This is a genomic window from Neorhizobium sp. T25_27 (assembly GCF_002968565.1).
Lineage (GTDB): Bacteria > Pseudomonadota > Alphaproteobacteria > Rhizobiales > Rhizobiaceae > Neorhizobium > Neorhizobium tomejilense.
Map to the genome: position 1 here is coordinate 371,325 of NZ_PVBJ01000002.1, position 22,400 is coordinate 393,724.

The 22,400-nt window shown below is 59.3% G+C and carries 25 protein-coding genes; 8 read left to right on the plus strand and 17 right to left on the minus strand.

What is annotated here, in order from left to right; translation table 11 throughout:
- Positions 1-30: 30 nt before the first annotated feature.
- The 9 genes from C5J24_RS08620 to C5J24_RS08660 all read right to left on the minus strand — a co-directional run bounded on the left by C5J24_RS08620 (position 31) and on the right by C5J24_RS08660 (position 5,802).
- Complete coding sequence (locus tag C5J24_RS08620) at positions 31-588, minus strand: chlorite dismutase family protein (protein WP_205836928.1); 558 nt, start codon at positions 586-588, stop codon at positions 31-33.
- Between the two features lie 6 nt (positions 589-594).
- A complete protein-coding gene (locus C5J24_RS08625; RefSeq protein WP_105417230.1) occupies positions 595-1,230 on the minus strand; it encodes an NrsF family protein in 636 nt (211 codons plus the stop codon).
- Positions 1,227-1,781: a sigma-70 family RNA polymerase sigma factor gene (locus tag C5J24_RS08630; protein ID WP_105402430.1), complete on the minus strand. Its 555-nt coding sequence runs from the start codon at positions 1,779-1,781 to the stop codon at positions 1,227-1,229. The genes C5J24_RS08625 and C5J24_RS08630 overlap by 4 nt, the downstream gene beginning before the upstream one ends.
- A 115-nt stretch (positions 1,782-1,896) precedes the next feature.
- On the minus strand, positions 1,897-2,505 hold the full coding sequence (locus C5J24_RS08635) for a TetR/AcrR family transcriptional regulator (RefSeq protein WP_105417232.1): 609 nt from the start codon (positions 2,503-2,505) through the stop codon (positions 1,897-1,899).
- Positions 2,506-2,623: 118 nt separating this feature from the next.
- Positions 2,624-2,833, minus strand: a complete 210-nt coding sequence (locus tag C5J24_RS08640; RefSeq protein WP_105417234.1) for a hypothetical protein — start codon at positions 2,831-2,833, stop codon at positions 2,624-2,626.
- Positions 2,830-3,600 carry a hypothetical protein gene (locus C5J24_RS08645; RefSeq protein ID WP_105417237.1) on the minus strand — a complete coding sequence of 257 codons (771 nt, stop codon included), beginning with the start codon at positions 3,598-3,600 and terminating at the stop codon, positions 2,830-2,832. The genes C5J24_RS08640 and C5J24_RS08645 overlap by 4 nt, the downstream gene beginning before the upstream one ends.
- A complete protein-coding gene (locus C5J24_RS08650) occupies positions 3,600-4,697 on the minus strand; it encodes a Rieske 2Fe-2S domain-containing protein (RefSeq protein WP_105417239.1) in 1,098 nt (365 codons plus the stop codon). Before C5J24_RS08650 ends, C5J24_RS08645 begins: the two co-directional genes overlap by 1 nt.
- Positions 4,698-4,859: 162 nt before the next feature.
- Positions 4,860-5,075: a hypothetical protein gene (locus C5J24_RS08655; protein WP_105417241.1), complete on the minus strand. Its 216-nt coding sequence runs from the start codon at positions 5,073-5,075 to the stop codon at positions 4,860-4,862.
- Between the two features lie 7 nt (positions 5,076-5,082).
- Entirely contained in the window at positions 5,083-5,802 is a 720-nt protein-coding gene (locus C5J24_RS08660; protein ID WP_172723897.1) for an SDR family NAD(P)-dependent oxidoreductase, read from the minus strand.
- A 255-nt stretch (positions 5,803-6,057) separates the two neighbouring features.
- Here C5J24_RS08660 and C5J24_RS08665 point away from each other — a divergent pair, with 255 nt between their 5' ends.
- The 5 genes from C5J24_RS08665 (at position 6,058) to C5J24_RS08685 (ending at position 12,000) form a co-directional block, all read left to right on the plus strand.
- The gene (locus tag C5J24_RS08665; RefSeq protein ID WP_105417245.1) at positions 6,058-7,386 is read left to right on the plus strand and encodes a tetratricopeptide repeat protein; all 1,329 of its coding nucleotides are present in this window, start codon (positions 6,058-6,060) and stop codon (positions 7,384-7,386) included.
- Between the two features lie 27 nt (positions 7,387-7,413).
- Entirely contained in the window at positions 7,414-7,896 is a 483-nt protein-coding gene (locus C5J24_RS08670) for a hypothetical protein (RefSeq protein ID WP_105402438.1), read from the plus strand.
- Between the two features lie 83 nt (positions 7,897-7,979).
- A complete protein-coding gene (locus C5J24_RS08675; protein WP_245446585.1) occupies positions 7,980-9,650 on the plus strand; it encodes a thiamine pyrophosphate-binding protein in 1,671 nt (556 codons plus the stop codon).
- Positions 9,571-10,779: an OpgC family protein gene (locus tag C5J24_RS08680; protein WP_256427171.1), complete on the plus strand. Its 1,209-nt coding sequence runs from the start codon at positions 9,571-9,573 to the stop codon at positions 10,777-10,779. The genes C5J24_RS08675 and C5J24_RS08680 overlap by 80 nt, the downstream gene beginning before the upstream one ends.
- A 9-nt stretch (positions 10,780-10,788) precedes the next feature.
- A complete protein-coding gene (locus C5J24_RS08685) occupies positions 10,789-12,000 on the plus strand; it encodes a CaiB/BaiF CoA-transferase family protein (RefSeq protein WP_105417251.1) in 1,212 nt (403 codons plus the stop codon).
- A gap of 157 nt (positions 12,001-12,157) precedes the next feature.
- Here C5J24_RS08685 and C5J24_RS08690 read toward each other — a convergent pair whose 3' ends face one another.
- From C5J24_RS08690 to C5J24_RS08710, 5 genes are all read right to left on the minus strand, one after another.
- Positions 12,158-12,616, minus strand: coding sequence for a YHS domain-containing (seleno)protein (locus tag C5J24_RS08690; RefSeq protein ID WP_105417253.1), 459 nt, complete (start codon positions 12,614-12,616; stop codon positions 12,158-12,160).
- 169 nt (positions 12,617-12,785) lie between these two features.
- Positions 12,786-13,208, minus strand: a complete 423-nt coding sequence (locus C5J24_RS08695) for a DoxX family protein (RefSeq protein ID WP_105417255.1) — start codon at positions 13,206-13,208, stop codon at positions 12,786-12,788.
- 62 nt (positions 13,209-13,270) lie between these two features.
- Entirely contained in the window at positions 13,271-13,825 is a 555-nt protein-coding gene (locus tag C5J24_RS08700; RefSeq protein ID WP_105417649.1) for a hypothetical protein, read from the minus strand.
- Positions 13,826-13,958: 133 nt separating this feature from the next.
- Positions 13,959-14,768, minus strand: a complete 810-nt coding sequence (locus tag C5J24_RS08705; protein WP_105417257.1) for a PHB depolymerase family esterase — start codon at positions 14,766-14,768, stop codon at positions 13,959-13,961.
- Positions 14,769-15,294: 526 nt separating this feature from the next.
- Positions 15,295-16,527: a TetR/AcrR family transcriptional regulator gene (locus tag C5J24_RS08710; RefSeq protein WP_105417259.1), complete on the minus strand. Its 1,233-nt coding sequence runs from the start codon at positions 16,525-16,527 to the stop codon at positions 15,295-15,297.
- Between the two features lie 136 nt (positions 16,528-16,663).
- Between C5J24_RS08710 and C5J24_RS08715 the strand changes: the two genes are divergently transcribed.
- The 3 genes from C5J24_RS08715 to C5J24_RS08725 all read left to right on the plus strand — a co-directional run bounded on the left by C5J24_RS08715 (position 16,664) and on the right by C5J24_RS08725 (position 19,312).
- Positions 16,664-17,452, plus strand: a complete 789-nt coding sequence (locus C5J24_RS08715) for an enoyl-CoA hydratase/isomerase family protein (protein WP_105417261.1) — start codon at positions 16,664-16,666, stop codon at positions 17,450-17,452.
- A 207-nt stretch (positions 17,453-17,659) separates the two neighbouring features.
- A complete protein-coding gene (locus tag C5J24_RS08720; RefSeq protein WP_105417263.1) occupies positions 17,660-18,631 on the plus strand; it encodes an alpha/beta fold hydrolase in 972 nt (323 codons plus the stop codon).
- Between the two features lie 3 nt (positions 18,632-18,634).
- Entirely contained in the window at positions 18,635-19,312 is a 678-nt protein-coding gene (locus C5J24_RS08725) for an FMN-dependent NADH-azoreductase (protein WP_105417265.1), read from the plus strand.
- Between the two features lie 314 nt (positions 19,313-19,626).
- Here the strand turns inward: C5J24_RS08725 and guaA are convergent, their stop codons facing one another.
- The 3 genes from guaA to C5J24_RS08740 form a co-directional block, all read right to left on the minus strand.
- On the minus strand, positions 19,627-21,204 hold the full coding sequence (gene guaA / locus C5J24_RS08730) for a glutamine-hydrolyzing GMP synthase (RefSeq protein WP_105402449.1): 1,578 nt from the start codon (positions 21,202-21,204) through the stop codon (positions 19,627-19,629).
- A gap of 61 nt (positions 21,205-21,265) precedes the next feature.
- On the minus strand, positions 21,266-21,919 hold the full coding sequence (locus C5J24_RS08735) for a 5'-methylthioadenosine/S-adenosylhomocysteine nucleosidase (protein ID WP_105417267.1): 654 nt from the start codon (positions 21,917-21,919) through the stop codon (positions 21,266-21,268).
- Complete coding sequence (locus tag C5J24_RS08740; RefSeq protein WP_046667333.1) at positions 21,916-22,365, minus strand: PaaI family thioesterase; 450 nt, start codon at positions 22,363-22,365, stop codon at positions 21,916-21,918. Before C5J24_RS08740 ends, C5J24_RS08735 begins: the two co-directional genes overlap by 4 nt.
- Between the last annotated feature and the right edge of the window lie 35 nt (positions 22,366-22,400).

The window sequence follows — 22,400 nt, forward strand, 5'->3', positions numbered from 1 at the left end:
CCTTGCGCAGGATTGGCAATCCTAGCATGATCAACGATGGTGCCATATCCGCAAGCGGATTTCGACCTCACGTTCGACATAACGCCATTCTTCGGTCGCCCGCAATCGAAGGAGCATGGCATCAAATTGAGGGGCACTTTCCTCCGCGAATTCAAACCAGGTGAGAAAATCGAAAGGCTCGCCAAGATCTCGACTGTGATAGAGGCGTCGAGCGACCGCAGGCAAATAGTCCATCCCGATCTGAAAATGCGCCGACCTCTCCTGAATGATGGCCCGGCGCTCGTCCTGCGCAAGAGACCACCAAAGATCCGACTTGCGGATCGGGATCAAGACCGCGAGGCACGCCGTTGCGCGGCCCAGCGGTGGTTGGCGTTCTGCAAGCCGATCGAGCTCGACACGGGTCGTGTATCGCGCGCTGCCAGCTGTTCCGCGCAGAACCCAGGCCACTGGATCGGGTAATATGACCTGATTGGTGTCCATGACACTAAGACGAGGCGCAACATCCAGGCCCTTGCCAGCAATGGCGCGCGTTGCCTCTACCTGCCATTGACCATCTTCACCAGCCACGAAGTATGTCGGTTTTACCATCGTGACCTACCAGCGCAACAGTCGGTGGCCAAGCAAAGCACCGGTCCCGGCAACTATCGAAATGGCAACCGGATACCAGAGCATTACAAAGAGCGGGCTGTCATCATCGCAATTGGCTGCGTAGAATGTCGCCGCGATCCCTGCCGCTACGAGCCCGGCAACAGCTCCCGCGACCGCCGGTCGGGTGGGGGCAGCGTATCGAAGCGCGTAGAGAAAACAGGCAAGAGGACCCACCGATAAGAAGGGGATAATCGTCAGGCAGAGGCTGGAATTATGCCCGATCATGCGCGTCACCCATGTCTCAGACGGCATGACCAACAGTTCAAGGATCGCCGCTGCAACCATCGACAGAGCGGGAACCAATAGACCCAATGCCGTCAACTGAACCGGGACCCCCGGTTTTCCAATCCGGAACATCACCATCCCACCGGTCAGGGTGACAGATCCCGTGATCAGGAATTTGAACAGGAAGCGGCCGGTCTCGATGGCCGTACCGAAGTCCGCACGCAAGCCGATGACCGCGAAGAATGAAATGGCGGCGATCAATGTGGCGGCAGTGGCAGCATGCATCAGGGCATGATCAAGATTCAGTCGAACCGGCGTATCCTGCACGAGCAGTTCGATCAATTCCTCAGTCTTCATGTCGCCCGCCCCGAATAGAGAGCAGCCAACCCCTTCAATGCCCTATGTAGGGAAACACGTACCGCCACCTCTGTCATTTCCAGGCGATCGGCGGTTTCCCGAACACTCGACCCTTCAATCGATATCGATTGAACGATCGTTCGTTGCGGATCCTTGAGCTTGCCCAGAATCTGTTCGATATCGATGCGATCGGAGGCTGCGATGCGTTCGTCTGTTTTGAGTGTAGCAATGACGTCCTCAAGCGGTACTGATTGCCTGCCACGGCGGCGCAGGCTATCGACCACCTTGTTGCGAACGATTGCCGATAGCCATGGCCCCAATGGCCGTGACGGATCCCATGTCCCGCGCTTGAGGTGGATAGTAAGCAGTACTTCCTGAACCACGTCCTCAGCCTCGCTGGCCGGCGCACCGAACTGGTCACAACGCTTCCGCGCCATCACCCGTAAATGTGGTGTGAAGGCCGTCAGGAATTTGTGATAGGCGTGGCTGTCGCCCGCAATCGCTAAACGCAGCCAGGATGCCCATTCCTTTTCACGCGCCAGATCTGTCATCCGACATATCCTTCTTCGGTGGTTCTCGTGCAATTGTTACAGAGACCAGCCAGATTTTTTTGCGTGTGGGATATCGGGCCAAAGCGTGCAAGGGTTTGAACGTTCATGTCATCGATCATGAGATAAGATTGTCTGACTGTGATTGGGGTTCCAGCAGTGCAAAAATGGGCCGGATAAGACCTTCCAGAAGGTCTCTTTCAGGACGCGTGCGCGCAAGCACACGAATACCAAGCAGTGTGCCGAGGAGCGTGCCGGCCATGTCCGATGCTTTTTGGCAACGATTGATCGATCCGTCTTCCTGGCCCTTTTCGACGCAGCGCCTGAAGAAAGCCTCAACCTGCACCAGGACTTGAGCCACCACACGCTGAAACTCATCATCATGTGGCGCGACCTCAAGCGCGGAATTGACCAACATGCAGCCTTTCCGCTTGGTATCGCTCAACGACCGCTCAATAATTTCGTTGAAAAATGCGCTGATCGCCTCGCGCGGCGGCTTCGTTTCGAACCGGCCGACACGGTCGCCAAAGCTCCGTTCGACATAAAAATCGAGGGCTTTGCGATAAAATGCGTGCTTGTCGCCAAAGGTATTGTAGATGCTCGCGGTGGTCAGCCCGATTGCCTGGGCCAGATCACGGATCGACGTTGCCTCGTAGCCGTGTTCCCAAAACCGCTCGACAGCCAGCAGCAACACATTTTCTTCATCAAACTCTCTGGGTCTGGCCATATATCCTGTCTCCCAGAGCATTGATCGGAACAGGCGACATGTCCAGGGTTATTGCCAAATCATTTTAGAACATACGATCTAAAACTCAACCCTATGTGGTTCAACCTTTGGCGACTTTCTAGTTAAAAAATCTCGACGTCAGCCTGTTAAGGCCGGAGAGCAGCCCGACAACGGCAACCCCGAAGATCACGTATCGCAGCTCCTCGAACGGGGTGCCGCTCAGATAATCCAGACCATACAGCCATGCGAGGATGATCAGGATGGTAGCAATCAGCGCCAGCAATAGGCCGGACAGATGGCGCCGGGCTCCTTTCACGCCCAGGGTCATGCACCAGGCTCCTCGCGAAAACTGTCGACCTTGAAAATCATCAGATTATCGCGGCGTTCGATATTGCCTTCAAGCACCACCGGTAAACCGGTCTTGTCGAGCAAGGCGGCCGGCATCGGTCCTCCGTCCTTTGAAGCGAGAAGAAAGAAGATCTGGCCGTCCACGGGTGCAGTGGAAACGAAGACCGGTGGAACGCCTCCAGAAATACACAGATTGGCGCAGGCCTTGTGCGCGAGGCCCGTTCCCGGCTTCATGGCGCCAGCACTGCATTTTCCGTCGCAGATCTCGCCCGTCAAACGCCACCGACCGAGGTTCTCCACCGCGGATGTGACCGGCAGGGCCGGCATTTGCGGTTTGGCTGCTTTCAGGTCGTCTTCGCCGCCGATCAGCAGCATGACCAGGTCTCCGCGCTTAACGAAGATGCCACCTGCCTGGGCGGCTTTGCCCGCAAGCGGCAGCGCCCTGTCGTCCACCCCGAACTTGCCCGCGCCCGCCAGCATGATAGCGCGCGCGGGTTTTGTGCCGTCGGCGGGAATGCGCAGTATCGGATAGGGCCTTACCTCCATTGTGCCGATCAGATGCTCTCCGGAGAGCTCATCCGCATAACTGCCCGCGCCTGGACTTTCGGTATTAAGGGACAGCAACGCCGAAGTCGTCGCCATGGCGGCAATGAAGAACACGATGAACCCGATCATCAGCCCCCTGACATCGGCTGGGACTTTCTTGAAGTAACCGACAAAAAATCCACGTTCTAAAGGTTTCAGCATCAAACCGTCCCTTCCTTTTTCGGCGCGGCAGCCGCGGGAAGCAACTCCGCGGGGATGGCCAACGGTTCCACCCTTGTGCCAAGAGGCAAGGGTTCCGGATCGACCAGAATGCCTGAGCCCTCCAGGCGAAGGCGATATTTGCGGATCCGCTCGCGGAACGGCGGTGGCGAACAACCGTCCTCGGGCCGATATTGATAGCCATGCCATGGGCAGGTGATAAAGCCGATGACGACCTTGCCTTCGCCGATGGGGCCGTTCTGGTGCGAGCAGATATTGGATACGGCTGAAAGACCACCCTTTGAACGGAAGACGGCAATGCGTTCGCCGCCCGGTGCCATCCCGATGATCGCCCTGCCTTCGGCAATCTCGTTGACGTCACCGACGATCACCCAAGGCGCCTCCGGGGCCTTTTTCGACGCAGCCGCGTCAGCCGATGTCTCTCGCCGACCTGCGATGAGGTGCAGGACGCACAGCGTAGCCAATCCGCCGAGCGACAAAAATGCCAAAGCAAGATCCCGGCGATCGATCAGAGCGCCGAGCGCCACATGCAGGATGACCGCAGCATAGGCGAAGTAGACGCTCATGTGGATCGCCTTCCACACCGGCGGCGTCAGGAAGGAGAGCCAGAAATCGTGGCTGGTTACCGCAAGGATCGCCAGAATGACGAGCGCGAAGACGCCGAAGAGTTCGAAAGGAAAGCCGGCGATGCTCGTAAAGCCGGTATTGCTGGTGAAGAGCGCCGTGAGCTGTGGTGTTGGGCTAAAGGAGAAATACCATCCGAGCACATAGTAGGCGTGCGTGGCTGCGATGATCGCGGTCATCACGCCAAAATGGCGGCGATTGTAGAGGAGCGGAGCGAAACGCGCATCGATCCGCGCCAGTGGCCCGATTGCGAGGACGATGGTCAGCATCAGCAAGGCCAGAGACCCGAAGGCACGCATCCGCTGGATCGGCAGGTCGGTATCCCGGAGTGCGGGGGATATGATTGGTCCCAGCCGCAGGAAAATAAGGATATAGATGAAGATCCCGGCCAGCATGACCGCGTCATAGATGACCTTGGTCTTGTTCCAGATGACTGGCTTGTAGGATAGGCTCACGGTTGCTTATCCCTCTGTGTTGCGGTGGCATCCAGGCGCACAGCCGGCGCATCGGTCGGCAGTTTCGGAACGCTAGCAAAGATAACAATAAGCATGATCGGGATAACGACCGCGATGCCTGTCCAGATCACTGTGTGCGCGCGACGGTGACGGCGTTGCATGCTAGCGTTCTCCCCTGGAAAGTCTGGTCCACCGCCAGACGACCAGCGGCCAGAGGAGAACGAGCCCGGGGATAAGGAGCGGCCGGACCGCATAGGCGTCACGTGCCCCCGGATCGACCTTGTCGAATCCGGACAGCAGAAAGGCGGCGGCGACGGCAAGACCGATGCCGGCCCAAAGCATCAATCCTGCGGAGACGGGATCGGAGATCGAAACCATGGGACCCTCAGGTGCGGCCGGTCGCCGGTATGGCCGCACCGGTGACGATGCCTGCTGCAGGCGAAATGAGGAACCCGATGAGCTTGGCGATATCCATTGGCTGAACCCAACTGTCCCTCTTCGCATTCGGCATCGCCGACCGGTTTTGCGGTGTGTCGATCGTGCCCGGCAAAATACAGTTGGCGGTAATGCGCTTGTCGCGGTTTTCCGCGGCGATCGCTTCCGTAAGCCGGATCACCGCCCCTTTCGATGCGGCATAGGCGGCTTGATTGGCGCCGGCCTTTAGTCCCGGCGCTGCCGCGACATGGACGATGCGGCCGTAGCCTGCCTGCTGCATAGGTTTCAGGGCCGCCGCACTAATTGCATAAGCCGTTCTGGCATTCATCTGAAACAACCGGTCCCACTGGTGCACGCCCGTCTCGTCGACCGGTCCTGTCTGGAAGCCGCCGACGGTATTGGCGAGCGCGTCGAGCCGGCCAAATCTCGCGAGCGTTTTTTCGACCGCTTCCTGGCATGACGTCAAATCGGCGAGATCCATGCCGCCGATCAGCAGGATTTCGTTACTCTCGGGCAGGCTCTCTGCCAATTTTTCCAAGGCTTCCGAATTGTGCTCAACACAGACGAGCCGCGTACCGTTCGCCGCAAGCTCCCTGATGACGGCGCTTCCAAGGTTTCCTGCTGCGCCCGTAACCATGACAACGGGGCTTGTTCCTGTTGCTTCACTCATGATGGTCCCGCCCTTTCGAATTGAGCCCGCCTGCAAAAGCCAGCCCCCGTAATTCGCGGCAGCACATGGTTTTGTTACATGCGTTTTTAAAAAAATTCCCGCCCGCTATGCGACGCGAAGAAATTTTGATGCGGCTGCGAAAAAATCAGGATCGGCTGTAACGAACCACCTGACTCGACCGTAAAGGTCTCTGTCGGACGAAGGGTAATGGGATCTTGAGGGTTCTGATCGGCGTCCTCCTGAAGGAGTAAACGAATGAAGCGCGATGCCTACGGTCTGATGACCAGCACTGACAGCAACGAGGCACAACGGGCATTCGAGAATGCCGTTTTTGGTCTGGCGGCGCATCGGCCAAGTACTGGTGTGGCCATCCAGTCAACATTGGCAGCCGACCCCCATCATGTTGCCGGCCATGCGCTGAAGGGCTTTGCAAATCTGATATTGGCGCGGTCGGAGCTCGATGAACCGGCTGCCAAGGCACTCGTTGATGCGCAGGCAGCGCTGGTGGTCAGAGGCGGAGGGACCGGTGACGAGGGCACCCTTGTGAAAGCACTGGAGGCCGCCGTCGAAGGCTCGTTTTCGCGTGCGACGGACATTCTCGACGACGGTTTCGAGGATCGGCCGGTGACGTTCTTGCCCTTTAAGATCTCGCAGGCTCTGCGTTTCATGCTTGGAGATGCCCGCGGCATGCTACGGGCCAGCACGCGTGCAGTCACCCGCCTTGACACCAGCACGACGGCGAGGGGCTTTATTCTTGGTTGCCACGCGTTTTCGCTTGAAGAGCATGGTCGGTATGCCGAGGCGCTTGCCGCCGGGCAGCTTGCGGTTGCTCTGCAGCCCGATGATTCCTGGGGCCTTCACGCCGTCTCGCATGTCTTCGAGATGCGCGGCGATACGGCAGAAGGCATTGACTGGCTCGAGACCAACCGCAAGGCCTGGTCGCGCTGCAACAATTTCTCCTTTCATATGGCCTGGCATCTCGGCCTGCTACACCTGGAACGCGGCGATCATGATCGGGTGCTGCAGATCTACGACGACGACGTTCGCCCACAGCAAACCGACGATTTCCGAGACATGGCCAATGCTGTCTCGCTCCTGTGGCGGATGGAGCAATCGGGAGCTCATGTCGGTGATCGCTGGACCGATCTGGCAGAAATAGCCCATCGCCGAAAGGCGGACACGACCTTGATTTTTGCAGCTCTGCATAATCTTGCCGCCATGGTTGCCGTTGGCGACCGCGATGGAGCTGTGGAGCTTGTATCGCATATAGAAGCCAAGGCGCTTGGCATGGATGACCAGGGCCGCGTCGCCGCCGAGATCGGTGTACCGATGGCGCGCGTTCTCACGGGTCTCGATGCTCCGGCGGACCGCCACATGCTCGAACGCATGGTGGCGAACCTGCCAAAGATCGGCGGCAGCAACGCACAGCGCGACTTCTTCGTCCTCGCGCTCGCCAGGGCGATGGCGACCGATGGCAATAATGTCGGTGTTTCGCGTATCGGCCAAATTCGCCAGCGGCTGAAGGCCGACGACCGATTGTTCAAGTCCATCGAACATTCGGTTGGCATGCGTTTGTCCGCCTGATCTCACCTCAAAGAAAGGAAAAACACGATGTCCATGATGGAAATGCAAAAGACGAGCGTCTTCCCTGAAATTCAACCAAGCCTCGGCCGGACGATTATTCTTTCCGGACTTGCTGCGAATATTACCTGGGAAATCTGGGCACGGCTGATCACGCCGCTATGGGTTGGCGGACCACTGGAGCCGGCTGCACTCGTTCAATCGGTGTTCGGGTTCAACAATCTGTTGCTGGCCGAAGCGATCCACGCGATCGTCGGTATCGTTTTTTATCCGATCGGCTACCTGTTCATCGCCCGGCCGTTGCAGCGGCTGATCGTCCCCAAACTGCCATTACTATTGACAGGTATCGGCTTCGGCATCGGTCTTTGGATCTTCGCTCTTTACGTCATGGCACACTTGTTTGGCGGCCAACCTGCATTTCTCGGTTTTGTCACTCTCACCTGGGCGTCGCTGATCGGCCACATGCTGTTTGGTACGGTTGTCGCGTTCGTCGTCCGCCGCATGGAGCGCTAGACCTGTCGGGACTAGGCCTGCCCGGTTCCGTGAGCCACTGGGCAGGTTTTCCAAGCGTCCAAGGTTTTAATTACCCGTGAGCGTTGAGCATTGCCCACTACATCAGATTCGAGAGATTTATAGTGACCGCGGAAAGCTTCGTAACGCCGAGAGTTGCCGACATCGTCGCCAGGACGCTTCATGCCCATGGCGTCCGTCATGCCTTTGGCATGCCGGGCGGAGAAGTGGTCACGCTGATCGACGGCCTGGAGGCCTCCGGCATCACCTTTCACCTTGCGCGCCATGAAACCGCGGCGGCGATCATGGCAGCGGGCGCGAGCGCGATGACGCAAAATCCGGAACTTCTCGTGACGACCGTAGGCCCGGGCCTTGCCAATGCGGTCAACGGCATCGCCGACGCTGCCCAGGAGCGCGTCCCCTTGATCGTCCTATCAGGCATTGTCGACCGCCCCACCCGTGCGCGTTACACCCATCAGGTGATCGACCATGCGCAGTTGCTGCGACCGCTGGTCAAGGCTTCTTTCGAAATCGAGCCCGAGAGCGCTGCTTCCACGGTCGCTCGTGCACTCGCGCTTGCCATGACGGAGCCGATGGGTCCCGTCCATCTCGACCTGTCTCCGGCGACGGCTGCCACGGTCTCGCCAACCTTGAATGTCATTTCGCCTCCGAAGCTTCTGAAGCCCTCGGTAACAATGACGGATCCGACCGTTCACACACTTTCCGAGAGGATTGGCCGGGCGCAACGACCGCTTTTTATCGCTGGTCTTGACGCCGTGCGAGATCATGCCGGTCCGGCACTCCAGCATCTGGTCGAAAAAATTGGCGCGCCGGTCATCACGACATATAAGGCCAAGGGCATCATCCCGGAGGGCCACCCGCTGTCGCTTGGCGCCGCCGGATTGTCACCGCTGGCGGATCAAATTCTTCTGAACCTGGTCCGGGATTCGGATCTGGTCCTGTCAATTGGATATGACCCAATCGAAATGCGGCTCGGCTGGCTGGATTTCGTCGGAGATCCAGCAAAGCTGGTGGAGATTTCCGATACCGCTACGGACCACGGCATGCATCATGCCGGAACCAGAATCCAGGCTGCACCTCGCGCTTTTCTACAGGCCTTGGCTGATGTTCACGCGGGGCACAAGACCTGGACGGCTGGCGAACCCGCCGCCGTGAAAAACGAACTTGCCCGTTTATTCGCAAGCAATGGCAGTTGGGGACCGCACGCAATTATCGAGGCCCTCAATGCCGTCGCCGGTCAGGAAGCAATCGTCACCGTCGACAGCGGAGCGCATCGCATTCTCCTGTCGCAAAAATGGGTTGCTCAGCGGGCGATGTCATTGCTGCAATCAGCGGGCTTTTGCACCATGAACGCGGCCCTGCCGCTTGCGATCGGTGCCAAGGTCGCCAATCCATCACGTCCGGTTTTCGCCGTGATGGGCGACGGAGGTCTTGAGATGGGAATCGGCGAGCTAGCCACGCTACGCGATCTTAATCTGCCTATCACCATCGTGCTTTTTCAGGATCGCAGCCTGGCGCTGATTGCGCTGAAGCAGGCATCCGCCGGTCTGAAATCGGCCGGCGTCACGCTCGGCGAAACTGACTTTGCAGCCGTCGCACGAGGGTTCGGCGGCTATGGCGTCAATGTGGAGAATTGTGATGACTTCCGTAACGAGCTTGAGGCAGCCGGTAAACGCCCAGCCTTCAGTCTCATCGCCTGCAGGTTCGACGCAAGCGCCTACAACGGCGCCTTCTGATCACGCCCAGGCGGCACCGCCGGCCGGTCACAGGACAAAGCGTCCACGGGATCCGCGCCTCGATTTCTTTCGCGGCGTCGGCATGCTCATCATCCTGCTCGCTCATATCCCTAACAATAATTGGGCGCTCTGGATCCCGGCCCGCTTCGGCTTTTCAGACGCGACCGAGATGTTCGTCTTCCAATCAGGGATGGCTTCTGCCGTCGCTTTCGGATCGACTTTCGACCGCAACGGTCCGGTCGCCCTCATAGCGCGCGTGGCGCAACGCATCTGGCAGATCTTCTGGGCTCACATCGCCGTCTTCATTGCCGTCACAGCCATCATGGTCGTCGCGGGGACACGATACGATGGCGTTACCTACGTCGAAAGCCTGAACCTCGTGCCGTTCATGCAGAACCCGGGCCAGCTGCTGGTCGGTCTGCTGACCCTGACCTACGTGCCGAACTATTTCGACATTCTGCCGATGTATATCGTCATTCTGGCATTGATGCCGGCGATGATCCTTGCGTCAAAAATCCACCGCTTCCTGCCGTTTGCCGCCATGATCACCCTGTGGCTCGCCACGCAATTCGAGTTGACACAGCTCCCGGCCGAGCCATGGTCGGATCGTCCCTGGTTCTTCGATCCGTTCGGCTGGCAGCTCCTGTTCTTCACCGGGTTTTTCCTGATGCGCGGCACCCTGCCAGCGCCCCGTTTCGATCGCCGCCTGATGGGGCTGGCCGTCATCACCTTGATAGCAACAATTCCTTTTGCCTGGGTACGGTTTCAGGAGATGCATCCGTTTTTCCAGATGACCGCTGCGCGGATCGCTCCGCTGACCGACAAGACCGATTTCGGCCTGCTGCGCTTCGTTCATTTCATGGCGCTCTGCTACATCGCCGTACATCTCGTCGGCAAGAAAGGCTCCCGGCTGCGCGGCCCTGCAGTGCGCGTTCTGACGGTAGTTGGCCAGCAATCGCTCGCCGTCTTCATCACCGGTGTTGTGATTGCCCAGCCGATCGGTATTGCGCTTGATCATGCCGGTCGCACCGCTTCTGCAGAGGCAATTGGAAATCTGACTGGCTTCGGCGTGCTTATAGCAACCGCCTATCTCCTACGCTGGTTCAAGAGTTCCCCCTGGAAATCGTGAGAATCCCGAATGTCTGACCATCGAAAACCCGCCAGCCTCGAAGGTCTGCGCATCCTCGACCTGTCGCGGATTCTCGCCGGACCGACCTGCACGCAGCTGCTCGCCGATCTCGGGGCCGATGTCATCAAGGTCGAGCGCCCTGATACTGGCGACGACACGCGCAGTTGGGGGCCGCCCTTCGTGCCGGATGCCGATGGCGGCGACAGCGATCTCAGCGCCTATTTCCTGTCAGCCAACCGCAACAAGCGATCGATAGCCATCGATCTTGCCAGCGATGAAGGTGTTGCGCTTGTCGAGCGGCTGGCGGCTGTCTCGGACGTGGTGATCGAAAACTACAAGCCGGGCGATCTCGACCGCCGCGGACTCGGCTATGAGGATATTCGCAAGATCAAGCCGGATATCGTCTGGTGTGCGATATCCGGTTTCGGCCAGACAGGACCCTATGCCGAGAGAACCGGCTATGATTTTCTCGTCCAGGCGATGGGCGGTATCATGAGCATCACCGGCGAAAGCGATACGGCCGGTGGCAGGCCCCTCAAGGTCGGCCTTGGCATCGCCGACGTGATGTGCGGCATGTATGCGACCGTCGGCATCCTCGCCGCTCTCCGCCATCGCGACCGCACGGGCGAAGGCCAGTATATCGATCTGGCGCTTTATGACAGCCAAGTTGCCTGGCTTATCAATGCCGCGACGAACCATCTGGTTTCGGGAAAGGTGCCAGAGCGGATCGGCAACCGGCATCCCAACATTGCTCCCTACCAGACCTTTACAACGGCTGCTGGCGAAATCGCCATCGCGGTCGGAAACGATCAGCAGTTCGCCCGCTTCTGTACGGCGATCGGCTGTCCCGATCTGGCGGGCGACGAGCGGTTTCGCCGCAACCGTGATCGCGTTGTTAATATCGATGCACTGGACCGGCTTGTGACCGAGGCTCTACAAGCCGACACCGCCGAAAGCTGGGAGCAGCGCCTTGTCCATGCCGAAATCCCTGCAGGCCGGGTCGCCACGATCGATCAGGTCGTGGCTAATCCGCATACCCTGGCGCGTGAAATGATCATGCCAATGGAAACCGTGGACGGACAAACCGTCCGCCTGCTCGGCAACCCGCTCAAAATGTCCGCAACCCCGGTTCGTTTCAATCGGGCGCCGCCGCATGTCGATCAGGATAAGGACGCCATCCTTCGCGAACTCACGATGCTCGAAGCTGCTCGCCGAACTTAAACTGTCGCTTGATCGCGTCGCGCAAATTGTCTTGCCGATGACGAAGAGAGACGTGCCGACAAAGTTGAGGGCAAGCGCCGACGGGCGTCGCCGTCATCAACCTGAAAGGTCCCTATCCGCAATGGGTCGAATAGGTGATTCATGTTGGCATCGGGACTTACGGATCAGGTTGTACCCTGACCTTACTCCAGTTTGCGTCGGCCTTTTTGATATACGCGCTGACATCCTCTCTCCACGTATTGAGGACGCTGTCATTGTAGTTGAGGTAGAGCTTGTTATCGACCACGGTAAAGGCTTGGGGTTCGGTCGACGCCTTGTAGCCTTGCGCCGTTCCAAAGGCGCAATAGCCGCCATACTGCGGAGCAAAATGTCCTGGATTGGCGGTGAATGCATCACGATGTGAGGCGGATGCAAAGTGGAACGTCGCTCCTTGGTAAGTTGCCGCGTATTTGCCCGACCCTTTCACAGGCTTGTGGTCGGTGAAATAGGCGACGGGATCATAGCCGTTGATGGCCACACCATTCGTCGTAAAAATCTCCGCGGAATAGCCGACAGAGGCGAAGGAAAGTGTGAGAGCCGCTGCAAGCGGCAGAATGGGGCGTAATGAGATCGTCATGATGTTATCCTCCTGTTGAACGAAAGCGGCCTGTCTTGCTCGTCACGGGATGCGTAGACGTTACATTCGCGCTTCCGCCATAACCAGAAATGGCCCACCCCCAGGCAGCTTACGCCACGTCGCAACGCATGCTTTGCCGCCCGTGAGGGCGTTGACGACCTTCGTGTCCTCAGTCGCGGTCGACGAGGATCCTGCTGGCCAGCACGGCGATCTGGTCGCGATGCGCCCAGGCTATCATCACGCTCAGCGCGAAGAGCACGATCGCGGGGACGGGCGAGCCCGGCAGCACGAAGAGATGGGTCAAGGTGGCGCCGACCATGATCGCGGCGAGCAGAAGCGCACCGAGCGAGGCCACAGCCGGGACGAGTAGCGCGGCCGCGCCGATCAACTCGAGTGTTCCGGTGAAATACCGAAACCACTGCCCGAGCCCGATCTGCTCGAAGTTCTGAACCAATATCGGCAGGCCGTAGAGGTTGGCACTGCCGGCTGCGATGAAGGCCGCAGCAAGGAGAAGCTTGACGCTCCACAGTCCGATTTGACGCCAGCGCGGCGCCGCTTCATTCTTTATCGCCGGGCTGTCTGAACTCTGCATGGTAACTCCTCGTATGGAACAATCAATTCTACGGCTGCGCATGCGTCTGTCTGAACATGAGTTCATTGCGAACACATCGAGAGCGCCACCTTCAATTCCAGCTCCCGGATTTTGCGGTCCTTCTCGGACACTTGCCTGATCATCTGCTCCATGCGGGCGTTCGGCGCGCGCGATATCTCCCAGAATGTCACGGTGAAAATCACAGGTACGGTGGCGGCAGTTTTATCGTCGATAGCTGCCAGTTGATCTGACTGCTGCGATGGACTTTCCGTCGCGACACGGCCCCAAATATTGAGAGTGCAACCGGCGCCTGTATCGCAGCGAACGAAGGCCTCCACCGCCGCTTCGCGTCGGACAATGGTGCGGCGAAACGCCGTGCTTTCGACGTGTATGCGAAACGTGGATCCATCGATGACATGGGGAAGCATCGCAACACTCGAGACGGTCTCGAACACGATACCGGGGCGTATCCGGGAAAAATCGATCGCTAACGCCCGCTGCGTCTGAACCAGATGAGCAATGCTCGGAGTGATAGCCTGCCCCCAGATAGCCGCACCTTCTCCGAAATGATGAACGATGGCATGGCCGATATTTGGACATGTAATTGACTGCAGCATGAGGGGTTCCTTTGTCATCCTCGAACGATCCGTCAGCATCGCGTCGGATCAGGTTTGCGACCTTGCTGCCTGCTAATTCGTGGGAATGCAGGCAGTTGTTACAAAGGATCTTCGTTTTTTTGCAGCCCGGTGTTCATTTGGGAAAGCCCACCGCTGCCAGGCCAGCATCAAGCATATCTGCCCGTGCCTCATGGCCACCGTTATGGATGCACATGACATTGTCGCCCCGAATGCAGTCCGGGACATCGTCGCACTCGATGCTATCCAGCGTGACTTTCTTCGCAGCCTTCATGTCGCATTTGCCACGCTCACGCAGAATGGCCAAGCTTTTGAACGCATCGCCCTGATGGAATTTTGTGCCAATCGCCCGACCGGCGAGCGGAAACGTCTCATCCGCGGTCCCATGAAAATGGATCATTGGAGGAAGATCGGCGACGCAGTCATCCGGTTCTGGAAGAGGGTTCCAGAACACGCCGGAGAAAGTCACCATCGCCGCGGCTTTCTCCCCCTGCTGGCAGGCGGTGTACCAAGCCATCGATGCGCCGATGGAAAAACCCCCGATCACCGTCTTGTCCGGGGTAAAACCGTAGCGTTGCCGCAGGTCATCAAAGACATTCGCGATGAACGCTTTCTCATCGCGACCCTGGCGGGGGCCGTGAGGAAACGCCCAACTTCCGTCGATGCCATCGACGGCTACATAGGCCAGATGATGCGCGAGCGTCATTTCGACCAGGGAGCGTTGCTGCATCTGCAACCCGGCGGAGCTTTTGAAACCATGGAAATAGACAAAGACGCCGCGAATGTCGCCATCGTGCGGCAACGCGATCCGATAGTTTCCCTCCTTGACCGGACAAGCAGTCTGCGCTCCGCAAGGCATTGCGGAAGAAACAGTAAGAGGCATGACGGCGATGAGGAGGAGAGCAGCGAGCAGGCATGTGCGCATGAAGATATCACCGGTGCTTATAATGATAAGTCTGTCAGAGTCCTGATGAGTGGCGAGCAGTTTGCAAGGCTATGATTTCACCTGGCCCATACGTCTGCCAGCTTTCTTCGAGCCATGCAGTGAATTTTCCTTCGACGATTACCATCGTTTCCCGGTTGCTGTGGCGACACCACGTCCTCCGCGGCAGATTCATAACACCACTGGGAGCAAGTCATCTCTCACGTTTGGAGCGCACATCGGAGGTCAATTCGAATTGGACCGGTCGGCCGTCTTCTGCTGCACTACAGCCAAGGTGGAAGCCCTCACGACGACCAATCGGGAATTAGCGGGCTATGGCGTACACATAGGACGGTTACATTGTCGTTGAACCAATCGCCGCGCGTGCTTGGTTCACGGAAATCGTGAGCGTAGCGAGTGGTCGTCTTCGGGAATTGTGGCGTCCGCGATGGCTGCTCCCACCCCGGCAGGCCCCAGACAGCAAAGGACAATCTACCGATCGGTAAAGATATCGACAGATTAGCTATACCTAATCTTTGCCGATCGGTAATTGGGCGGATGCGGTCCACATAGCCAAGCTGCTCTCAACCAACGCCTCAAGCTCACGTTGGCTTGCGCCGGCCCCTCCCTGCATGAGGATGCCGTGCATCAGGGATTGGACAAAGCGCACGAGACCTTCGACATTGATGGTCGGCAACAGGTCGCCGTCGCGCTTGGCCCGCTCAAACCGGGCCGCGAGCAAGTCGCGCCCGATGGCCTGGCGCCTGAGAACTTCGTTGCGAATGGGCTGCGCCTCATCACCGCCTTGCATTGCGTTAAGAACCATGAGGCAGCCGCGCGGTTGCCCCTCTGCCTGTTGATCGCGTAGCGCTCCCCTGAGCAGCGCTTCGAAAACGCCTCGCGCCGTCGGAGCCTGGAGCGCTTCAGTTAGGTAGTCTTTACGAAGTGACTGATAGAGATCGAGGGCCTTGAAAAACAAGGCTTCTTTGTTGCCGAATGCGGCGTAGAGACTGGGTCGAGTGATTCCCATCGCCTCAGTGAGATCATTCAACGATGCGCCCGCGAAACCCTTGGTCCAAAAGACCTTCATGGCTGCATCGAGCGCTGTGTCGGCGCTGAACCTTCGCGGGTCGCGGCCTAACTCGCCTGCCGGTGCCGCTCCCCTCGTTGAAGCGCTCGCGGCGGCCGCAACGTCGCTGATCGCCCGCCAGGCCGCCACCGCCTGTTCGGCACCCTCTCGCAAGTCGTCGTGCGGCGCGCCGCTGGCGGCTTTCATGGCGAGACCTCCGAGAACTGACGTCACATAGCTCGCCAGCCCTGAGGCATCAGCGTCCACAGGGAGTTCGCCACTCCGTTTCGCTTCTTCGAACCGGTCTCGCAGTTTCAGTTCTGCCAATTGGCGGCGATGAAGCAGGGCAGCGGGAATGTCGGCATTCTCACTGCCCATTGCCAAGCCCGCATGAACGAGTATGCGGCTGGACTCCTGCGCTGGCGAGGTCGTGAGCAAGCGCTTGACAACTTCTTCGGCCGTGGGGGCTGTGAGCGCCCACTCCCAGTGCTCGTCCTCGCGCGCACTACAGCGGCCGAGAACAGCGTCGAAAAGCCCGCGCTTGCTTCCGAAAGCCGCGTAGATGCTGGGAGAGTTCAAGCCCATTGCGGCCGTCAGTTCCGCCATGGTTGAGCCGTCGTAGCCCCGGCGACCGAAGACGTCCGCCGCGCGATCTAGCACTTCGCTTTCTTCGAACGCGCGGGGGCGGGCCATTGACAGTACTCAATTCTGTAACGTACATAACATAACTGGCTTTGGTCATCCGCCAATCGTGACGTGAGACGCGGGCCATTTTGTAGCAGGTGTTAGGCCTGCCTGGCTAGATAGTCAGCAAACCAGGAGGTAAAACATGAGTTCGTTCCGCTTCGAGCAACACGGTGCGGTGGGCAAACTGATCTTGCTCGGTGATGCAGACAGCGAGCCAGGGTCCGACTTTCCCTCGTCGCTGCGGGCCGCCGTTCGCCAGGCATATGCAAGCGACATCCGCGTCCTTCACTTGACGTCCGCGTCCGGCAACATCGCCGTGGCAGACGATCTGGGCGCCATCGGTGACAAGGGCTCGAAATTTCTCGAAGCGTTTGCGGCCGACATCCTGGCTTCGATCCGTCTCATCGAGGAACTGCCCGTCCCCACGGTTGCTTCGGTAGCAGGGATGGCCTTGGGCGGCGGTTTCGAACTGCTCTTGGCGTTCGATTTTCTGGTCGTCGCAGAGTCGGCGATGCTCGTCCTCCCGGAAGTGTCGGTCGGCGGCATTCCAATGGCAGGCGGGGTGCAGCGGCTCGCCGATCGCGTCGGCAAAACGCTCGCTACTCGCTTCGTCCTGCTTTCGGAGCCAATTTTCGGAAAGGTCGCAGTCGATCTGGGTATCGCAACCCATTCAGCGCCTGACGGCAAGTTGGAGGAGGTCTCCGACGAACTCGTGCGGCATCTCGCGACAGGGCCGACCCTCTCTTACGGCAAGGCGCGTACGCTCATCCGCACCTGGGCTACTGGAGGTGTCTCGGCTGCCGACATCATCTCCACCCAGCTCGGCGCTGGCATCCTCGACACCAAGGATGGCGCAGAGGGAATGGCCATTGCGGTCGCGGCTGTGCGCAAACACGAGCCGATCCCGAAGATCCAGTTCGCAGGGAAGTAACTCGATCCGGTGCTGACATCAATTCTCGGAGCCAGGCAGTGGCTAGTCTGCGACTGACTCAGAGACGGATGACAGAGAGTTCAAAGTAAAGCCGAACACCATCTCGATCGCACGCGAACTATTATCGAACTGTGTACTTCAAAAGATCGATCCCAGCGGTCGCCGCATCGCGTGCGTCAATTTCACAATTCAAATGGAGCATGAAAGATGATTTTCGTGGATCGGAATAAGTCGCTGAAGCAGACCTTTGTAGAAGCCAATGGCGTCAAGCTGAACGTTGTCGAGCAAGGCGAGGGCCCGGCTGTGCTGTTCGTCCACGGCTTTCCTGACGGATGGCGGGGCTGGCGCCGGCAGATGGCGGCAGTCGCGGCCGCGGGTTACCGCGCGATATCGTTCGATACGCGTGGCTACGGCGATAGCTCCAAGCCTGAAGACGCAGCGCTTTACACGGTTCTCTACCATGTAGGGGACCTTGTCGGCATCCTCGCGAAACTCGGGATCGAGCGCGCTACCCTGGTCGGCCACGACTTCGGCGCGACGGTGAGCTGGAACGCGGCGGTGATGCGTTCGGATCTGTTTGACGCGGTCTTCGGCCTCAGTGTCCCTCCGGTGCTACCGGGTGCGGGGCCTAGCATGCTCGAAATGCTGAAGGCCGCCGGCAAGGAGGGGGCCTTTTATATGTTTCGCCACATGAAGCCGGAGGCCGACCAGGAGTGGGCGGATGCGGCCACGACTTTCCCGGGTGCTCTCTATTGGATGTCGGGGCTGCCCGATGCCTCCGAAGCATGGGGTCCGATGGATCCAAGCAAAGATATGCACCGGCCATCCCCGATCGGCATCCCGCCCTTCGCTGATCGCGAGGATGCCGAGACGATGATCGCAGGCTTCCAGCGTGATGGCTTCCACGGCCCACTGAATATCTATCGCGGCATGCAGCCCTATTTCGACCAAGCCAAAGCATTTGCCGGGGCGAAGATCCGACAGCCATCCTTCTTTGCGTATGGCACGGCAGACAGCATGATTAAGATGCGAGCTTTGAACGAGGAAGATCTCAAGCCGGCCGTGCCAAACCTCCAGGGGTTCCTACCACTTGAGGGCGTCGGGCACTGGCCACAGCTCGAGGCCTCTGAGGCAGTGAATGAGGCGCTGGTCGCCTTTCTCAACAAGAGGAAGGCTTGAGCCGTGACGACGATTTTTCGTTTGGATGCAAGCATTCGTGCCGTCGGCTCTCAAAGCCGCGCTCTAGCTTCAACGCTCGAGGACTCTATCCGAACGCAACTGGCAGAGCTGGATGTCGTGAGGCGGGACGTTGGCCTTTCACCCCTGCCTGCAACAGCGTGGGCCCTTGCCGTTCAGGCTGGTCCAAAGGCCCTCAGCGAACGCACGACGGAGGAGGTGGAGGCGGCAGCGCTGGCAACCAGATTGGCCGATGAGATGCTGGCCGCAGATGCCTTCATTTTTTCGGTTCCGCTCTACAATTATGCTGTTTCGCAACACGCAAAGGCGTGGATTGACCTTCTGGTCACCGAACCGCGTTTCACCGTTAAAGTGGCGTCGCCGATCTCGAAGCGTCCCGCCTATCTGATCTCAGCGCGTGGAGGCGCATACGGCCCTGGCATGCCGAAGGAAGGCTGGGACCACGCGACGCCCTGGCTTAGGCGCATCTTTGAAGACAACTGGGGATTGGACCTCCAACTCATCGATGTCGAGCTGACCCTCGCTGATGTTAATCCCGCTATGGCCTCTTTGCGGGACCTCGCGGTGTCCAATCTTAAGCAGGCGCACGCCGCCGCCAAGCAAGCGGGAGAACAGCTGGCGACGCGACTTACAAAATCGCTGGTGGCTGAGCCGGGGCGGTGATCGCTGCGAACTGCAGGTAGGTCCTCAAGTCAGAGCTTCCAGACGCAGCGCTGACCAAGATGAATGAACGGCAAGTTTCGGGATTATCAACCAAAGCGCCCAACGGCCGAATTGAGGGCGCAAGCCCTTGTGCACGCCAAACTGCACTCCGGCCCTCTAGACCCACTTTACGTCATCCTGGAAGTACGCGCAGATCGGACGTGCGAAGCAGAATGGAGAACGCCAGCTCAATGGCAGTGAAATACGGACGAAGAACAATTTAGCGACAGCGAAAACCACCGCCAAAACTACGCTATTGCCGCCGTTTGTATCCGTCACTCCCACTCGATCGTGCCGGGGGGCTTGCTGGTCACGTCATAAACGACGCGGTTGATGCCGCGGACTTCGTTGATGATGCGGGTGGCCGTGCGGCCGAGGAAGTTCATGTCGTAGGGATAGAAGTCCGCGGTCATGCCGTCGACTGAGGTGACGGCGCGCAATGCGCAGACGAAGTCGTAGGTGCGGTAGTCACCCATGACGCCGACCGTCTGCACCGGCAGAAGCACGGCGAAGGCCTGCCAGATCGTGTCATAGAGGCCGGCCTTGCGGATTTCATCGAGGTAGATCGCATCGGCCTTGCGCAGGATATCGAGCTTTTCGCGGGTGACGCCGCCGGGGCAGCGGATCGCGAGGCCAGGACCCGGGAAGGGATGTCGGCCGATGAAGCTTTCCGGCAGGCCGAGTTCGCGGCCGAGTGCGCGCACTTCGTCCTTGAACAGTTCACGCAGCGGCTCGACCAGCTTCATGTTCATGCGTTCGGGAAGGCCGCCGACATTGTGGTGGCTCTTGATCGTCACCGAAGGTCCGCCCGAGAAGGAAACGCTTTCGATCACGTCCGGATAGAGCGTGCCCTGGGCCAGAAATGCCGGAGAGCCCTTGCCGTCGGCGGCGATCTTGGCGGCTTCCGCCTCGAAGACTTCGATGAACAGGCGGCCGATCGTCTTGCGCTTCACTTCCGGATCGGAAACGCCGGCAAGCTGGGTCAGGAACAGGTCGGACGCATCCACATGCACGAGCGGGATATTGTAGTTGTCGCGGAACATGCCGACGACCTGCTCGGTCTCGCCCTGGCGCATCAGGCCGTGATCGACATAGATGCAGGTCAGCTGGTCGCCGACCGCTTCGTGGATCAGGACCGCTGCGACCGAGGAATCGACGCCGCCGGAGAGGCCGCAGATGACCCGTTCCTTGCCGACCTGTTCGCGGATCTTGCGGATCATCTCGGCGCGATAGGCAGACATCGTCCAGTCGGACTTCAGCCCGACGATCTTGTGCACGAAATTGGAGAGCAACTTGGCGCCGTCGGGTGTATGCACCACTTCCGGGTGGAACATGGTGGTGTAGTAGTGCCGGCTTTCGTTGGCCGCGATGGCGAAAGGCGCATTCTCCGAAGTCGCGATGACCTCGAAACCGTCCGGAAGCTGCGTGACGCGGTCGCCATGGCTCATCCAGACGGGATAGCGGCCACCGACTTCCCAGAAACCTTCGAACAGCGGGCTCTTCGCCTTGATCTCCACGTCGGCGCGGCCGAATTCAGCTGCATGCCCGCCTTCGACGACACCGCCGAGCTGGGTTGCGAGCGTCTGTTGGCCGTAACAGATGCCGAGGATCGGAACCCCGCTGTCGAACACCGCCTGCGGTGCGCGGGGGCTGCCTTCGGTGGTGACCGATGCCGGGCCACCGGAGAAGATCACGCCCTTGGGCTGAAGTTTCTCGAATGCTGCGCCTGCATGCTGGAAGGGGTGGATTTCGCAGTAGACGCCCGCTTCACGGATGCGACGCGCGATGAGCTGCGTCACCTGGCTGCCAAAATCGATGATGAGGATGCTGTCGGGATGAGCTATCTGGGTCATGGCGAGCCTTTAAAGAAACTTCGCCTTTCTGGCAACGGGGAACGCGGCGAAAATCGCGCCTTCAAAGGATGATGGCGCCATCCTCCAACCCCTCGAACAGGCTGTCGACCGCATCCGCCAGCTTTTTATCGATCACATGCAGGTATTCGGTCCAGTCGCCGACATGCTTCAGCTCTTCCTTGCCGTCGGAAATGCCCCGCAGGCCGATCAGCGGCAGGCCAAAAAGCTGGCAGCAGCGCAGCACCGCGAACGTTTCCATGTCGACCATGTCGGCGCCGACGAGATCATAGGCGGCACCGGAGACGATGTTGCCGCCGGTCGATAGCGAGGCTTCCCTGACGCCGGGAATGCGCAAGGGAAGCGGCATGATCGCCGGATGGTCGAGGAAGGGCGTGCGACCTTTCTCGAACCCGAGCGGCGAGGCGTCCATGTCCCGATAGGCGACCGATGAGGCCTGATAGATTTCCGTCTGTTCGAGATTGCGGGAACCGGCCGAGCCGAGCGAGACGACGAGATCGGGCAGGTCGTCCGTCGCTTCCAGGCGTGTCAGCGCATGGGACAGCACGACGGCCGCCTCGACCGGGCCGACGCCGGTCATCAGCGGCTTGATGCGGGATTTCAGCGCCGGGCCGTACTCGGCATCGACCGCCATCACGAAGAGAATGGATTTGCCGCCGGCGAGGCTCGGCTCGCCGAGGGGAAGGGGAGAAGTCATCCGGTTACGTCCTCTCGGCCCCGTATCACCATCATGGTGCCGGTCATGGAAGCAATGAGTTTCGCAGGACCATCGCCGATCGCATAGGCGCGGCCGTCCGCAACGATGATCGTCGAGCCTGGTTTGGTGATCTCGCCGCGAAACAGAAAACGATCGCCGCGGCCGGGCGACATCAGGTTCACCTTGAACTCGATGGTGAGGATGGAGGCTTCCGGTTCGATGACGGTATAGGCGGCATAACCGCAGGCGGCATCAAGCGCCGCGGAAATGACGCCGGCATGCAGGAAACCGTGCTGCTGGGTGAGCTTGACGTCGAAAGGCAGCTCGATCTCGACTATCGCTTGTTCGACGCGTGTCAGTTCGGCGCCCAGCATCGCCATCGCGCCCTGTCGACCAAAACTCTGGCGCACCCGTTCGCGGAAATCGCCCGTATCTCTCCCGTCCATGTTCCCGCCCCTTTCGCAGATGCGAAATTGGCATG

Bases quoted from the DNA above. Each gene is read 5' to 3' on its own strand.
- C5J24_RS08625 (WP_105417230.1), bottom strand. From the start codon at position 1,230: ATGAAGACTGAGGAATTGATCGAACTGCTCGTGCAGGATACGCCGGTT.
- C5J24_RS08660 (WP_172723897.1), bottom strand. From the start codon at position 5,802: ATGAGTGAAGCAACAGGAACAAGCCCCGTTGTCATGGTTACGGGCGCA.
- guaA (WP_105402449.1), bottom strand. From the start codon at position 21,204: ATGACCCAGATAGCTCATCCCGACAGCATCCTCATCATCGATTTTGGC.
- C5J24_RS08640 (WP_105417234.1), bottom strand. From the start codon at position 2,833: ATGACCCTGGGCGTGAAAGGAGCCCGGCGCCATCTGTCCGGCCTATTG.
- C5J24_RS08620 (WP_205836928.1), bottom strand. From the start codon at position 588: ATGGTAAAACCGACATACTTCGTGGCTGGTGAAGATGGTCAATGGCAG.
- C5J24_RS08685 (WP_105417251.1), top strand. From the start codon at position 10,789: ATGTCTGACCATCGAAAACCCGCCAGCCTCGAAGGTCTGCGCATCCTC.
- C5J24_RS08655 (WP_105417241.1), bottom strand. From the start codon at position 5,075: ATGGTTTCGATCTCCGATCCCGTCTCCGCAGGATTGATGCTTTGGGCC.
- C5J24_RS08690 (WP_105417253.1), bottom strand. From the start codon at position 12,616: ATGACGATCTCATTACGCCCCATTCTGCCGCTTGCAGCGGCTCTCACA.
- C5J24_RS08695 (WP_105417255.1), bottom strand. From the start codon at position 13,208: ATGCAGAGTTCAGACAGCCCGGCGATAAAGAATGAAGCGGCGCCGCGC.
- C5J24_RS08635 (WP_105417232.1), bottom strand. From the start codon at position 2,505: ATGGCCAGACCCAGAGAGTTTGATGAAGAAAATGTGTTGCTGCTGGCT.
- C5J24_RS08710 (WP_105417259.1), bottom strand. From the start codon at position 16,527: ATGGCCCGCCCCCGCGCGTTCGAAGAAAGCGAAGTGCTAGATCGCGCG.
- C5J24_RS08715 (WP_105417261.1), top strand. From the start codon at position 16,664: ATGAGTTCGTTCCGCTTCGAGCAACACGGTGCGGTGGGCAAACTGATC.
- C5J24_RS08670 (WP_105402438.1), top strand. From the start codon at position 7,414: ATGTCCATGATGGAAATGCAAAAGACGAGCGTCTTCCCTGAAATTCAA.
- C5J24_RS08735 (WP_105417267.1), bottom strand. From the start codon at position 21,919: ATGACTTCTCCCCTTCCCCTCGGCGAGCCGAGCCTCGCCGGCGGCAAA.
- C5J24_RS08740 (WP_046667333.1), bottom strand. From the start codon at position 22,365: ATGGACGGGAGAGATACGGGCGATTTCCGCGAACGGGTGCGCCAGAGT.
- C5J24_RS08665 (WP_105417245.1), top strand. From the start codon at position 6,058: ATGAAGCGCGATGCCTACGGTCTGATGACCAGCACTGACAGCAACGAG.
- C5J24_RS08700 (WP_105417649.1), bottom strand. From the start codon at position 13,825: ATGCTGCAGTCAATTACATGTCCAAATATCGGCCATGCCATCGTTCAT.
- C5J24_RS08645 (WP_105417237.1), bottom strand. From the start codon at position 3,600: ATGCTGAAACCTTTAGAACGTGGATTTTTTGTCGGTTACTTCAAGAAA.
- C5J24_RS08705 (WP_105417257.1), bottom strand. From the start codon at position 14,768: ATGCGCACATGCCTGCTCGCTGCTCTCCTCCTCATCGCCGTCATGCCT.
- C5J24_RS08630 (WP_105402430.1), bottom strand. From the start codon at position 1,781: ATGACAGATCTGGCGCGTGAAAAGGAATGGGCATCCTGGCTGCGTTTA.
- C5J24_RS08720 (WP_105417263.1), top strand. From the start codon at position 17,660: ATGATTTTCGTGGATCGGAATAAGTCGCTGAAGCAGACCTTTGTAGAA.